Origin of the sequence: Methylosinus sp. KRF6 (assembly GCF_018887255.1) — a bacterium.
Classification (GTDB): domain Bacteria; phylum Pseudomonadota; class Alphaproteobacteria; order Rhizobiales; family Beijerinckiaceae; genus Methylosinus; species Methylosinus sporium.
The window spans coordinates 2563256-2576190 of sequence record NZ_JAHLJF010000001.1 but is presented as its reverse complement, the minus strand read 5'-3'; the positions used below and the strand labels follow the sequence as shown (position 1 = coordinate 2576190).

Genomic DNA, 12935 nt, shown 5'->3' with positions numbered 1-12935 from the left:
ATTCTGCATTTCAGACGCTTCTAGCCCGCGCCTTAGAAATCCCGACGGCGAAGAGCCCAATGGGAGGAACATATGACGATTCTCGCGGAAGTCTTGGCGGCGAACGACAAATATGTCGCCGATTTCGGAGACAAGGCGCAACTCGCTCTGCCGCCGGCGCGGCGTTTCGCGATACTGACCTGCATGGACGCGCGCCTCGACCCGGCCAAATACGCCGGCCTTTCGGAAGGCGACGCGCATGTGATCCGCAACGCCGGCGGGCGCGCTTCCGACGATGCGATCCGCTCGCTGATCATTTCGCACAAGCTGCTCGGCACGCTCGAATGGTTCGTGATCCACCATTCCGATTGCGGCATGGAGCTGTTCTGCGACGAGGTGATGGCCGATCTGCTCGACGACAGCCTGGCGACGGCGGCCTTCGATGGAACGGCCTGGTCCAATCCGCAGCATGGCGGCGGCTGCACGGCGGGCCATTTCGTGAAATGGCTCACCATCGAGTCGCAGGAGGAGAGCGTCTACCAGGATGTGAAGCGCGTCCGCGAGCATCCGCTGACGCCGAAGAATATTCCGATCTACGGCTTCATCTATGATGTGAAGAGCGGGAAGCTGATCGACGTCCCCAAGGCGACCGAGGCCGGCCGCGCCGCCGCCTGACGAGACGAAACGCATGACGATCGGCCGCTTCGCGCGCGCATCGCGCGCAGCGGTCGGCCGGAAAGCTATCGCCGAAAGATCAGCCGATCTCGATATCGAGGCCGAGGTCGAGCGTGCGCGCCGAATGGGTGAGCGCGCCGACGGAAATGAGATCGACGCCCGTCTCGGCTATTGTCGCGATCGTCTCCAGCGTGACGCCGCCGGAGGCTTCTACACGCATTTTGTCGCCGATCAGCGCCACCGCGGCGCGCAAAACATCCGGCGGCATATTGTCGAGCAGCACGATGTCGGCGCCTTCGGCGAGGACTTCGCGCAATTGCGCGAGCGTATCCACCTCTATCTCGATCTTCACAATATGGCCGGCGAAGGCCTTGGCCGCGCGCAGAGCGGGGCCGACGCCGCCGGCGACGGCGATGTGATTGTCCTTGATGAGAATCGCATCGTCGAGGCCGAAGCGGTGATTGGCGCCGCCGCCGCAGCGCACCGCATATTTTTCGAATGCGCGCAGCAGCGGCGTCGTCTTGCGCGTGTCGCAGACCTTCGCTTTCGTATGCGCGATTTTCTCAGCGTAGCGCGCCGTGAGCGTGGCGATTCCGCAGAGCCGGCCGAGGAAATTCAAGGCGACGCGCTCGGCCGAGAGAATGGCGCGCGCCGGCCCTTCGATCCGCGCGATGATCCCGCTTTCGCCGATATGCGCGCCATCTTGCGTCGCGGGCGTGAACATCACGGAAGGATCGACGAGGCGAAAGGCCGTCGAGGCCACGGCGAGGCCCGCGACGACGCCCGCTTCGCGCGCGGCGATGACGGCGCGGGCGTTGGCGGTCTCTGGAATCGTCGCCTGAGTGGTGATGTCGCCGGCGCGGCCGAAATCCTCGGCGAGAGCGGCGCGCACGACATCTTCGACATGAGGGGCGGGAAGGGTCCAGGGAGCTGTCATCGCGGCGTCCGCATAGAAGCGAGCCTGAAGGCTCGCGGTCCAGAGCGCGCGCCTTCAGGCTCGCATCGACGGCGCTGAGACCAGATCATTTCAGCGCCTCCGCGGCGATGGCGCGCGCTTGCGCCTCGGTCATATAGGAGCGATCCGCGAGCGCGTCCTCGGCGCGCGGAAAGTCCGAGCGGAAATGCGCGCCGCGGCTCTCGCGCCGCGCCAGCGCCGCGCTCGTCACCAGCAGCGCAGTCAGCGCCATATTGCGCAATTCAACGTTTGTCGTCGCCGCCTCTATGCGCAAGATCGCCGCCGCCGCGCGCGTGAGCCCGGCGCGGTCGCGAATGACGCCGACGTCGCGCGCCATCACATGGCGCAGCTCATCGACGAGGTCTTGTCGCGGGGCGGCCGCTTCATCGCGCGCGGACGGCGGAACCGCAACCGCGGCTTCTTCCTGCGTCGCTGGAATGTGAGCAGCGATGCGCGCCGCGAACACCACCGCCTCGAGCAGGGAATTGGAGGCGAGGCGATTGGCGCCATGCACGCCGGTCGAAGCCACCTCCCCCGCCGCCCATAGGCCGGCGAGCGCGGTTCGCCCCTGCGCGTCGGTGGCGACGCCGCCCATGTGATAATGCGCGGCGGGCGCGATCGGAATCGATTCCGTCACGGGATCGACGCCGCCGGCCATGCAGCTCGCATAGACGGTCGGAAAGCGCGTCGGGAGCTCCGCGCCGACGGCGGCGCGCGAGTCGAGAAAAGCGCCCCGCCCTGCGGCGATGGAGGAGAAGACGCCGCGCGCGACGATATCGCGCGGCGCGAGCTCGGCGCCCGGATCGATATCGGCCATGAAGCGATGGCCAAAGCGATCGACGATGATCGCGCCTTCGCCGCGCAGCGATTCCGTCGCCAGCGGCGCCGGATCGACGCCTATGTCGATCGCGGTCGGATGAAACTGCACGAACTCCGCATCGGCGATGATCGCGCCGGCGCGCGCCGCCATTGCGAGGCCGAGGCCGCGCGCCTCTTTCGGATTGGTGGTGACGCGATAGAGATGGCCGATTCCGCCCGTGGCCAGCACTGTCGCGTGCGAGAGAAAATCGCGCAGCAGCCCATCGCGGCCGCGCGCGCGCAGGCCGATGACGCCGCCGTCACGGGTCAGCAATTCTTGCGCGGAAAAGCCTTCCAACAATTCGATCGAGGGCGTCGCGCGAACGGCGGCGACGAGCGTCTCCATTATGGCGCGGCCGGCCGTGTCGCCCTTCACGCGCACGATGCGGCGCTCCGAATGCGCGGCCTCGCGCGAGGGCGTGAATTTGCCGCCGGCGCGATCGAAGGGCACGCCATAAGAGAGAAGATCTTCGATACGCGCGCGGGCTTCGCGCGCCATGCCCAGCGCCACACGGGCGTCGACGATTCCTGCGCCGGCCTTCAGCGTGTCCTCGGCGTGACGCTCCGGCGAATCCGTGTCGAGCACGGCCGCGGCGACGCCGCCCTGCGCCCAGAAGGAGGCGGCGCCTTCATCGATCGAGCCTGGAGTGAGCACGCGGACGCGGCGCGGCGCGAGCTTCAATGCGCAGAAGAGCCCGGCGAGGCCGCCGCCGACGATGAGGATGGGCGCAGGCATGGCGTTAATCGATCGCTACGGCTGCGAGCTTGGCGAGCGCCTCGCTCTCCTTGGCGATGGCCGCAGCGACCAGCGCGCGCGTGCGCTCCGGCAAAGGCAGGGCGAGAGCGGCGCCATGGCCCTTGGGCGACATTTTGCACAGCGTCTTGCCGAGGATGTCGACGATTTTCTCATCGTCGTAATATTTGTATTTCTCGTGAAAGTCGTCGAAATAATGCTCGAGGAAGACGATCGCAGCGACATTCTCCAGCGCCTGGGAGTCGCGATCCTTCTTCAGCTTCTCCTTGCGGATGATCGCGCCGACGTGGTCGATCTCGTCTTCCGCATAGCCCTGCGCGCTCATGAGCTCGCCGGCGAGGCGGGCGTGATGGGCGCGGCACTCCTTGCGCCAGTCGTTGTAGCCATGGCGGCCGAGCGGGAAATTCTCGCGCGGAATGTCCCAGCGGCGCAGATGCTGCGCGCGGGTCGCGATTTGCAGCAACTCCGAAGCCTCGGGATAGAGCGCGGCAAGGCGCGCCGTCATGCGCTCGGCATAGACGATCTCGAAAGCGCGCTCGGCGCCGTCGGTCGTCACTCTGCGCGGATCGTCGGCATTGGCGGCGTCGATCGCTGCGATCAGAGCCTCGTATCGCGCCGTCATGGCCGCGCTCCCTGAAAAATCCTTCTCCCGCCCGCGGGAGAAGGGAGTCCGTCAACCCAGATCGATCATCCGCTGCACGGAGACGCGCGCGCGCGCGGCGATCAGCGGATCGACCGTCACCTCTTCGCGAATATGCACCAGCGCGTCGAGAATCTTCGGCAGAGTGATGCGCTTCATATGCGGGCAGAAATTGCAGGGGCGGATGAACTCGGTTCCGGTCGTCTCCGCCGCGACATTGTCGGCCATGGAGCATTCGGTCACGAGCAGCACGCGCGCCGGCTTTTTGGCGCGCACATAATCGATCATCGCCGCCGTCGAGCCGGCGAAATCGGATATCTCCACCACCTCGCGCGGACATTCGGGATGGGCGATGATCTTCACGCCCGGATGATCGGCGCGATAGCTCTCGAGCTCTTCGACGGTGAAGCGTTCATGCACCTCGCAGGCGCCGCGCCAGGCGATGATCTTCACCTTGGTCTGCGCGGCGACATTCTCGGCGAGATAGCGATCCGGCAGCATGATGACGCGATCGGAGCCGAGGCTCTCCACAACTTTCAGCGCGTTGGAAGAAGTGCAGCAAATATCGACCTCCGCCTTCACATCGGCGGAAGTGTTGACATAAGCGACGATCGGCACGCCCGGATATTCGGCGCGCAGCGCGCGCACGTCGGCGGCGGTGATGGAGGCGGCGAGCGAGCAGCCGGCCTCGAGATCGGGCGTCAGCACGACTTTCTCGGGGCTCAGAATCTTCGAGGTCTCGGCCATGAAATGCACGCCGCCCTGCACGATGATCTCGGCGTCGGAGGTGGCCGCGAGCTTGGCGAGCTGCAGGCTGTCGCCGACGAAATCGGCGACGCAATGATAGATTTCCGGCGTCTGGTAGTTGTGGGCGAGGATGACGGCGTTGCGTTCCCGCTTCAGCTCGTTGATCGCCTTCACATAGGGCGCATGATAGGCCCATTCGATCGCCGGCATGACCTTGGCGACGCGCTCATAGAGATGGGCGGTCGCGGCCTCGACCTCTCTGTTCCAGGCGAGATTGGGCATGGGCAGCACGGGAAAGCGCTGCGCCGCGCCCTCGAGCGCGCCCAAAGCATGAGCGGGCGCTCGCTCTTTGTCGCCTGTCTGGAACGGGATGCCCATTGGCTTCCTCCGAACGCACTTATGCTCAATTGGAGCATAAGAGGGCCAATCAAAAACTCCACCGGGCGCTCCCGACAGAGAATGGTTTTCAGCTTAGAAGCGATGTGACGTTTCGGCAACCCTTGGCCGATTCGTCCCATCGCCGATATATGCTCGTAATGAGTATATGCCCAATGCGCGCCCAGAAACAAGACCCTCGCATCGCGGCGCTGCGCGGCCGAAACGCTCTCGTCTAAGACGCGGCCAGAAAATCGGCCGTCGCCTCTTCGAAGCGCCGTTCGAAATGCGCGAAGCGGAAATGATCGCGCCATCTGGCGTAGCCCGCCATGCCGAACTGCTGCGCGAGGTCGGGATCACGCAGCAGCTCGATGAGAGCGTCGGCGATCTCGCTCGGCGAATCTCGCGAAATATTGAAACCCGTCTCGCCGTCTATGTTGATTTCCTGCCCAGCGTCCTCACGCGAGGCGATGACGGGAAGCCCGCGCCGCATGGCCTCGATGTAGACGAGCCCGAAACCCTCGGCGAATCCGGGCATCGCGAAAATCGTCGCGGAACGCCATAGCTCGTCGATCTTGTCGGCCGGCACGAAATCGATGATTTCGATCGATCGCGCCGCTCGAGACGCTCGCGCCAGCGCGCGCACGCGCTCCGCGGCTTCTCCTCCGCCGGCGAAAACGAGCCGGGCGCCGGGAACGGCTGCGGCGACCTTCGGCCAAATCGAGATCAGAATGTCATGTCCTTTGGCCAGCAGATTATCCATGCGTCCGAGCAGAAGGACGGTCGGCCTCCCCTCGGACGGCCCCACGAAATCCGGCCTTTCGTCGCTCGTGGTCGCGAGCCGGCACAATCGCACCGCTTTCGAGCGGTCGAGCATCCGATACGCCCGCTCCATCGTGTAGACGCTGTTCACGAGCACGATATCGGCCCGCGCTATAGCCTCTTCGTAATCGCGCCTCGGCTCGCCCCAGACCTCCCATCCATGCGCCCATACCGCATATGGACGGGCGGGCAATCTCACGAATTGCCGAGCGCGCGCCGTTCCCGCGAAATCATAGAATATGTGCGTCGCGCGCCGCGCCTGCATCGCGAGGTCGAAAACAAAACGCGCGCGACTTCCACGAAAGCCGCGGACAGGCGTCGCGCCGATGCGAAAATCCGCCTTTTCCATGCAGGCCAGCGCGGAGACGTCATGCCTTCCGCAAAGCGCCTGCATCGTCAATCGCGCGACTTCGCAAATGCCGCCGCGTCCTTCGTCGAGAAATTGCGAACAGAGGAGAATCGACGGCGCGCGGCCGCTCACGACCGCTTCCGCGCTGCGGCGAACAGCAAGGCGCCGCGCTGGCGCGCCAGCTCGCGCTGCTTCGCGTTCGAGATGAACAATCGCGCTATCGGCCGCAGCTGTCTCGGCAGCGGAATGGCGTCGGCCTCCTGTCCGAAGGTCTCGATGTCGACATGCTCGAAGAAGGTATAGAGCAGATCGGCGAGCAAATCCTTGGAATAGAAGCGGGCGGTGAATCCGTCGCTCGACCGCCAGAGCTCTTCGTCGACGGATGATCCAGACCAGAATTTCAAGCTGTAGCGCATCATCATCGTCAGATAGGCCGACATGCCGCCGAGATTATAGACCATCAGCTTGACGCTGCCGCCCGGCTTCAATACGCGCTCGATTTCTCGAACGATGCGCCCCGTTCTGGACGAGTGATGGATGACGCCCCACGACCATACGAGATCGAAACTATCGTCGGGAAAAGCGAGCGCTTCCGCGTCCATCTCGAAGATGTCGGCGTCGAGCCCTTTCACGGCGAATCTCGCGCGCGTCGCCTCGACCGAAGTGGGCGAAATGTCCACCGTCGTTAAAACCGCCCCTGCCCTCGAAAGCAATTCCGCATGAAAGCCCATGCCGCAGCCGATCTCGAGGACGCGCTTGCCCTCGAGCGAGGACGTTTCCATCAATTCATAGAATGGATTCTCTTGCGCCGAAAAAAGTCTCGCTCCGGCGAGAAATCGCCGATCGATCTCGTCGAACCATTGCCGGCTGAATTTTTCCAGCCGCACCTGGTCCTTCCAGTCGTAGCTCATCGTGTTGGACGTCCACCATTTCTTGTTTCCCTGCTGGACGTCGGGCGCGGCGAGAGCGTCGATGCGCTTCTCGGCATAGACCATCGAATCCCCCAATCCTAAGAAGCGGCGTTCGCGAAAGGAGCACTCGAGCTTCTCCATGGCGGAGAAAGCTCCTTTCCATGGTTAATTCGCCACGCTATCGGCCGCAATGCGCGAATCTCCCATGCGGAAAAAGACCCATTGCCCTCTCGCGCATCGCGGCGCCTAGGTGAGCGACGGGACTGGTCGCTGCGGCGACGAACCGCTATCGTTTCACCATTCGTCAACCAATTGCTCCGCGAGAAGCGCCGACCGGGCGGATGCGACGAGCGATTCAACCAGGGAGCGCGCATCGCCCTTTCGCGGGAGGCGCGCGTCGATCCATGGCTCATTGCAGAGTTTGCGGTTCCGCCAAAGCGAGATTCGCGTTTCATCGACAGGGCAGACGCTATTGGAAATGCGACGAGTGCCATTCGGTCACGGCGGATATGACGGCCGAGCAATATCTCGCGCTGGCTCCTTCCTATGATCTCGGCTCATGGATCGAATCCGCCGATCTGCGATCGGCTCGGCGCACTCTCGGCGTGGAGGAAAAGATCGCGGTCCTCAGGCGCCATGCGCCGCCGAATTGTGAAAAAATTCGTATGCTCGACATCGGTTGCGGAGCGGGCGGATATCTGCTGGCCGCGAAGGAATTGGGGTGGGAAGCGATCGGCGTCGACCCCAGCGAGCCGCACTCTCGCATCGGCCGCTCACTCGGTCTCGACATTCGCGTCGCGCCATTCAATTCGGCCGATTGCCAGGACGCGGGTTTCGATCTGGTGATGCTCAGCCATGTGATCGAGCATATTTACGACCAGCGGGCGTTTGTCTCCGACGTCCTGCGCGTTCTTCGGCCGGGCGGCGTTCTGCTGATGATCACCCCCAACGCCGCGAGTCTCGCGAGCCGAATCAGCGGCCGCTTCTGGCCGATGTTCAAGCCGGTCGATCATGTGAGCATGATCACGCCTTCGGCCCTTCGCTTCATTGCGCCGTCCGACGCCAATTGCAGATGGCGGACGACCGAGTATGAGAGCGAGGTGTTGACGACGTTCATGGTCGCCGTCCGCGACTGTCTGCGCGAGCTGCGGCGCTCCGGGTCCGACACGGCGGCGGAGCCGGCCTATGGCGGCGCTCCGTCGGAAGCGCCCGACCTCGCCGGGCGCCTGCTTCGCAGCGCGAAGGAGAAGGCGATCGCGCTCCTCTCCTGGCCCTTGCATCTCCTGGCCAAGGGGCTGCGGCGGCAAGCCTGTCTCGTCGTCGAGATCGAGAAAGCTCGAATGTGAGACCGCGCGCCCAGCGGAGTGGGCCGCGGTCTCGGGCTCTCGGCCGGAAGCGCGCTAGCGGGCGAAGACGGCGCCCTTTCGCTTCAGATAATTGCGGTCGACATAGCCGGACTTGCCCTCATAGGCGACCTTGCACCAATTGGTCATCCATCCCTTCTGGCAGCCGGAGGAGACGACCTTTCGGCCCGCAGGAATTTTGGCGACCACCTTCCAGCTCTCGCCGGGGCCCGAGCGAACGGCGGTCGTGTCGCGGGTGACGAGCGGGGCGACGATGACATTCTTCATCGTCGGCTCCAGCGTGTTGGCGGCGACGAAGCCGCGCTTGCCCTTGTAACGAATCTGGCACCAGTCGTGTTTCCAGCCCGGCCCGCAATTGTCGAGCCTGATTTTGGCGCCGGCCGGGATTTGCGCGATGACCGGCCAGCGCGCGCCGGGCCCGGAGCGCATATTGGAGAAATCCGTGGCGACGCGGGGAGCCGCCATGGCCGTGGCGGCGCAGAGCGAGAAAGCCGCCGCGAGGAGCGGCGAGCCGAGCCGAAGTTGCATTGACGATCTCCTGTTTCGCGAAGAATTGCGGGAAAGAAACGCTCCATCTCGGGCAATTCTTGAACTCTTTTTCATCCTCTTTGGTTCCGCCGTCGCTTTCGAGCGATCCTGTCCAGGATTTCTCAACCATGAGGGCGCGAGGCTGGCCAGCGCGCGAGAAACTGCTATAGACGACGGCCATGCCGCAAAAACCGCATCCCGTCTTTCCGCATCGCCATCTTCTCGGCATAGAGGGGCTGTCGCGCATCGACATCGTCACTCTGCTCGACATGGCCGAGGAGGCGATCGAGGTCTCCCGCCAGGTGGAGAAGAAGCGCGCCACGCTGCGCGGCCGCACCCAGGTCAATCTCTTCTACGAATCCTCGACCCGCACGCAGGCGTCTTTCGAGATCGCCGGCAAAAGGCTCGGCGCCGACGTCATGAACATGTCGGTCGCCAATTCGTCGGAGAAGAAGGGCGAGACGCTGCTCGACACGGCGATGACGCTCAACGCCATGCGGCCGGATATTCTGGTCGTGCGCCACGCCCGCGCCGGCGCGGTTCATCTGCTGGCGCGCAAGGTGGATTGCGCGGTGGTGAACGCCGGCGACGGCGCCCATGAGCATCCGACGCAGGCGCTGCTGGACGCGCTGACGATCCGCCGCCACAAGGGCAGCATCGAAGGGCTCACGGTCGCGATCTGCGGCGATGTGCTACATTCCCGCGTCGCCCGCTCCAATATTATTCTCCTGAGCGCGCTGGGCGCGCGGCTGCGCGCGGTCGGCCCCTCGACACTCGCGCCCGATTCGCTGTCGCGCCTCGGCGTCGAGGTCTTCCATGATATGCGCTCCGGCCTCGCCGGCGCGGACATAGTGATGATGCTGCGGCTGCAGCGCGAGCGCATGAACGGCGCCTTTGTGCCGAGCAGCCGCGAATATTTCCATTTCTTCGGCCTCGACGAGGAGAAGCTCGCCTATGCCGCGCCCGACGCTCTGGTTATGCATCCCGGCCCGATGAATCGCGGCGTCGAGATCGACTCGAGCGTGGCCGACGGCGCCCGCTCGCTCATAAGGGATCAGGTGGAAATGGGCGTCGCCGTGCGCATGGCGGTGCTGGAGGCGCTCGCGCAGCACCTACCGAATGTGTAGTATGAGCCGATTTCGCAGATCGCAGAGGGGCGCCGGATGGTCTTTGTCGTTCGCCTGATCACATTGTTTTCCGAAGGGCTCTTGCAGCAATTCGTCAATGGCGTCGGCATCGCCGCCGCGATGGTCGCGCTCACCGCCGGCTTTTTTCGCCTCTCCTGGTGGAAAAGCGTGCTGATCCTCACCTTTATCTTCGGTTTCGGCGTCGAATATCTCTTCGAAGGCTGGATCAAATTCTCCGATAAGGCCGAAAGCGCCAGCGAGCGCTGGCCCTGGATGCTGCTGATCTATGTCTTCATCGTCTTCGTCGCTTATTGGACGGGGCGCGTCGGCCGGCGTCATATGGAGCGCCGCGGCAAGGCCGCTCCGCAAAAGCCCCCTATCCGCTGAAAACGCCTCGCTCTCCCTCTCCCCGGCGGGAAGAGGGAGAGCGGCCGCGTCACATCTTGCAGTTGGCTGCGCTCGGCAGCAGCGAGAGCTCGGTCATCTCGCCGGTGAGCGCGAAATCGCCATAGTCGAGCTTCAGCGCGCGCGAGATGCCGTTCTCGTAGAGGTCGAAGGACAGAACATAGACCGGCTGCTCGTCGCGTTTGCCCGGCTCGAAATAGGAGATCGACACCGGCCAGCGCTTGAGCCCTTCCAGCTCCTTGATCTGCGCGGCCTTTTCCGTGACGGCGCCATTGCTCGGCTTGCCGATCACGCTCATCGTGTCGAAGACTTTCTCGCCGTCGCCGGAGCCGTCGAAAACCTTGGCCTCGAGAATGCGCTCCTCCGCGACCGCCGCGGCGAGGATATGGCGCAAATGCTCGGTCGGGAAGAGAGCGCCGCCGTCCAGCGAGACCGTCGACTGCTTGGGCCGGGCGAGATCGACCGAGAGCGGCGTTCCGATCTTCTTCTTGGCCTTGCCGTCTATGTCCTCGGCCTGGACATTGTCCAGCTTGGTCTCGATGCGGAAACGGAAATCCTTGCCGTCGCCCGCCTCGAAAGTGGCGGAGCGCATGTCAGAAAGGCGCGGCGGACCTTCCGCGGGCTGCAATTCGGTGATCTGGCGGAAATTCTGCACCCAGCCTTCGCAGGAGGAGCCGGTGAAATCGAAGGCGATGCGGCCTCGCGCCGAGGTCGGAGCCTTGCTGCCCGTCGCCTGCGCCAGCGTCAGATCATAGACGGCGCGATGCGGCGCGAGCTGTGGCTGAGCGGCGACGGCCGCGATCGTAGCGGTCGTGTCGGTCTGCGCCGCATGAGCCGCGAGCGCGAGAAAGGAGGCGCAGGCGAGCGTCGCGCCGATGATCGTTTTTGGAGCCATGTGGGGTCTTTCTCCCTCTGTCGAGCTCGGGTTGGTTACGGGTCCGGCGTCTCCCGGCGCTTCGCGTCGACTTCGACAGGGGGAGCCGCCTCGCTTCGGCTGTCGTCGCTGCGCGCTGCGCTCGCTCGACCAGTCTATCTCGGACGAACGAGATGTCGAGGCGAAGTCTCGCTCGACGCATTGCCTCCCGACCTTGGCCAAATTACGGTCGGGGACGAAGACGCGAGATCGCTCGAAGATCGACGAAAGGAAAGCGCAATGTCCGACACAGCGAAGACACCGCTCGAAAAGCTCGAGGCTCTAGGGCTCGCCCTCCCCACCCCGGCGGCGCCCGTCGCCAATTATGTTCCCTGGACGCGCTCCGGCAATCTCGTCTTCGTCTCTGGACAATTGCCGGTCGGGCCCGGCGGCGCGATCGATCCCGCGCATAAGGGCAAGCTCGGCGCCTCCGTCGCGCTCGAAGCCGGCCAGGCGGCGGCGCGGATTTGCGCCCTCAATCTGCTGGCGCAGGCCTCCGTCGCGGCGGGCGGCGATCTCGCCAAGCTGCGCGTCTTGCGGCTCGGCGGCTTCATCAACAGCGCCGGCGATTACGGCCAGATCCCGCAAGTGCTGAACGGCGCCTCCGATCTCGTCGCCGCCGTGCTCGGCGAGAATGGACGCCATGCGCGCTTCGCCGTCGGCGTCGCGCAGCTTCCGCTCGACGCGGCGGTGGAAGTGGACGGAACCTTCGAGATCGTGGAGTAGGCGATGACGCGCGGCGGCGGCGTTCCCTATCACTGGCTCACCGAGCATAAAATCGCGCATAGAGGTCTGCACGATCGCTCCAAAGGCATAGTCGAGAACTCGCTGTCGGCGGCGCGCGCCGCCGTCTGCGCCGGCTACGCCATAGAATGCGACGTGCAGGCGAGCGCCGACGGCGAGGTCGTCGTCTTCCACGACGAGACGTTGGAGCGTCTCACCGACGCGACGGGCCGTCTCGACGCGCTGAATCATTTCGAGATCGCCCGCCTCACCCTGCGCGGAACGCGAGAAGGCGTTCCGACGCTCCGTGATTTTCTCGCGACGATCGGCGGAAACGTCCCGCTGTTCATCGAGATCAAAAGCCGTTTCGACGGCGATCTCGCCCTCGCCCGCAGCGTCGCGGAAATCGTCGCGCATTATCGCGGCGTCGCCGCGATCGAAAGTTTCGATCCGGCGCCGATCGCGGAGCTGCGCGCGCATTTCGGCGCGCTGGGCATAGCGGGCGCGCCGCTCGGCGTCGTCGCGCAGGCGTCCTATGAGGGCGAGGATTGGCGCTTTCTCTCCGCCGCGCAGCGCGAGGAGCTCGCGCAATTCTCCCATGTCGAACGCACGCGGCCGGATTTTCTATCGTGGAATGTCCATGATCTGCCGCATGAGATTCCGCGCCGCTGCCGCGAGGACCTCGGCATTCCGGTGACGACATGGACCGTGCGCGGCGCGGAACAGGCAAAGACGGCGCTCGCCTTCGCCGATCAGATCGTCTTCGAGGGATTTGCGCCCTGAGCGGCCTCGTCCGAGGTCGTTTTCCGT

Annotated in this window: 14 protein-coding genes; 6 read left to right on the top strand and 8 right to left on the bottom strand. The window is 64.6% G+C overall.

The genetic code is table 11. From position 1 onward, the window contains the following. The first annotated feature begins 72 nt into the window (after nt 1-72). Complete coding sequence (locus tag KP010_RS12415; RefSeq protein ID WP_142861562.1) at nt 73-654, top strand: carbonic anhydrase; 582 nt, start codon at nt 73-75, stop codon at nt 652-654. Between the two features lie 79 nt (nt 655-733). Here the strand turns inward: KP010_RS12415 and nadC are convergent, their stop codons facing one another. The 6 genes from nadC to KP010_RS12385 all read right to left on the bottom strand — a co-directional run bounded on the left by nadC (nt 734) and on the right by KP010_RS12385 (nt 7206). Then, on the bottom strand, nt 734-1591 hold the full coding sequence (gene nadC, locus KP010_RS12410) for a carboxylating nicotinate-nucleotide diphosphorylase (RefSeq protein ID WP_142861561.1): 858 nt from the start codon (nt 1589-1591) through the stop codon (nt 734-736). Nucleotides 1592-1676: 85 nt separating this feature from the next. Continuing rightward, nucleotides 1677-3203, bottom strand: a complete 1527-nt coding sequence (locus tag KP010_RS12405) for an L-aspartate oxidase (protein ID WP_142861560.1) — start codon at nt 3201-3203, stop codon at nt 1677-1679. Nucleotides 3204-3207: 4 nt separating this feature from the next. Continuing rightward, nucleotides 3208-3843 (bottom strand): DUF4202 domain-containing protein, encoded by a 636-nt coding sequence (locus KP010_RS12400; RefSeq protein ID WP_142861559.1) that lies wholly within the window; start codon nt 3841-3843, stop codon nt 3208-3210. Between the two features lie 51 nt (nt 3844-3894). Then, nucleotides 3895-4986 (bottom strand): quinolinate synthase NadA, encoded by a 1092-nt coding sequence (gene nadA / locus KP010_RS12395; protein WP_142861558.1) that lies wholly within the window; start codon nt 4984-4986, stop codon nt 3895-3897. A gap of 232 nt (nt 4987-5218) precedes the next feature. Continuing rightward, entirely contained in the window at nt 5219-6286 is a 1068-nt protein-coding gene (locus tag KP010_RS23305; protein WP_142861557.1) for a glycosyltransferase family 4 protein, read from the bottom strand. Then, nucleotides 6283-7206 carry a class I SAM-dependent methyltransferase gene (locus tag KP010_RS12385; RefSeq protein ID WP_142861556.1) on the bottom strand — a complete coding sequence of 308 codons (924 nt, stop codon included), beginning with the start codon at nt 7204-7206 and terminating at the stop codon, nt 6283-6285. Before KP010_RS12385 ends, KP010_RS23305 begins: the two co-directional genes overlap by 4 nt. Nucleotides 7207-7574: 368 nt before the next feature. Here KP010_RS12385 and KP010_RS12380 point away from each other — a divergent pair, with 368 nt between their 5' ends. After that, entirely contained in the window at nt 7575-8411 is an 837-nt protein-coding gene (locus tag KP010_RS12380; protein ID WP_158271797.1) for a bifunctional 2-polyprenyl-6-hydroxyphenol methylase/3-demethylubiquinol 3-O-methyltransferase UbiG, read from the top strand. Between the two features lie 54 nt (nt 8412-8465). Here KP010_RS12380 and KP010_RS12375 read toward each other — a convergent pair whose 3' ends face one another. Next, nucleotides 8466-8957 (bottom strand): SH3 domain-containing protein, encoded by a 492-nt coding sequence (locus KP010_RS12375; protein ID WP_142863073.1) that lies wholly within the window; start codon nt 8955-8957, stop codon nt 8466-8468. Between the two features lie 179 nt (nt 8958-9136). On the opposite strand from KP010_RS12375, the gene KP010_RS12370 reads away from it, so the two are divergent. Further along, a complete protein-coding gene (locus tag KP010_RS12370; RefSeq protein ID WP_142863074.1) occupies nt 9137-10084 on the top strand; it encodes an aspartate carbamoyltransferase catalytic subunit in 948 nt (315 codons plus the stop codon). 36 nt (nt 10085-10120) lie between these two features. Then, the gene (locus KP010_RS12365; protein WP_108917212.1) at nt 10121-10471 is read left to right on the top strand and encodes a hypothetical protein; all 351 of its coding nucleotides are present in this window, start codon (nt 10121-10123) and stop codon (nt 10469-10471) included. A 49-nt stretch (nt 10472-10520) separates the two neighbouring features. Here KP010_RS12365 and KP010_RS12360 read toward each other — a convergent pair whose 3' ends face one another. Then, nucleotides 10521-11384 carry a cell envelope integrity EipB family protein gene (locus tag KP010_RS12360; RefSeq protein ID WP_108917213.1) on the bottom strand — a complete coding sequence of 288 codons (864 nt, stop codon included), beginning with the start codon at nt 11382-11384 and terminating at the stop codon, nt 10521-10523. Nucleotides 11385-11642: 258 nt separating this feature from the next. On the opposite strand from KP010_RS12360, the gene KP010_RS12355 reads away from it, so the two are divergent. After that, entirely contained in the window at nt 11643-12128 is a 486-nt protein-coding gene (locus KP010_RS12355; RefSeq protein ID WP_108917214.1) for a RidA family protein, read from the top strand. Between the two features lie 3 nt (nt 12129-12131). Next, nucleotides 12132-12908, top strand: a complete 777-nt coding sequence (locus KP010_RS12350) for a glycerophosphodiester phosphodiesterase family protein (protein WP_142863075.1) — start codon at nt 12132-12134, stop codon at nt 12906-12908. The last annotated feature ends 27 nt before the right edge of the window (nt 12909-12935 follow it).

Coding starts and splice junctions, on each gene's coding strand:
- KP010_RS12415 (WP_142861562.1), top strand. CDS start 73: ATGACGATTCTCGCGGAAGTCTTGGCGGCGAACGACAAATATGTCGCC.
- nadC (WP_142861561.1), bottom strand. CDS start 1,591: ATGACAGCTCCCTGGACCCTTCCCGCCCCTCATGTCGAAGATGTCGTG.
- KP010_RS12405 (WP_142861560.1), bottom strand. CDS start 3,203: ATGCCTGCGCCCATCCTCATCGTCGGCGGCGGCCTCGCCGGGCTCTTC.
- KP010_RS12400 (WP_142861559.1), bottom strand. CDS start 3,843: ATGACGGCGCGATACGAGGCTCTGATCGCAGCGATCGACGCCGCCAAT.
- nadA (WP_142861558.1), bottom strand. CDS start 4,986: ATGGGCATCCCGTTCCAGACAGGCGACAAAGAGCGAGCGCCCGCTCAT.
- KP010_RS12385 (WP_142861556.1), bottom strand. CDS start 7,206: ATGGAGAAGCTCGAGTGCTCCTTTCGCGAACGCCGCTTCTTAGGATTG.
- KP010_RS12380 (WP_158271797.1), top strand. CDS start 7,575: ATGACGGCCGAGCAATATCTCGCGCTGGCTCCTTCCTATGATCTCGGC.
- KP010_RS12375 (WP_142863073.1), bottom strand. CDS start 8,957: ATGCAACTTCGGCTCGGCTCGCCGCTCCTCGCGGCGGCTTTCTCGCTC.
- KP010_RS12370 (WP_142863074.1), top strand. CDS start 9,137: ATGCCGCAAAAACCGCATCCCGTCTTTCCGCATCGCCATCTTCTCGGC.
- KP010_RS12365 (WP_108917212.1), top strand. CDS start 10,121: ATGGTCTTTGTCGTTCGCCTGATCACATTGTTTTCCGAAGGGCTCTTG.
- KP010_RS12360 (WP_108917213.1), bottom strand. CDS start 11,384: ATGGCTCCAAAAACGATCATCGGCGCGACGCTCGCCTGCGCCTCCTTT.
- KP010_RS12355 (WP_108917214.1), top strand. CDS start 11,643: ATGTCCGACACAGCGAAGACACCGCTCGAAAAGCTCGAGGCTCTAGGG.
- KP010_RS12350 (WP_142863075.1), top strand. CDS start 12,132: ATGACGCGCGGCGGCGGCGTTCCCTATCACTGGCTCACCGAGCATAAA.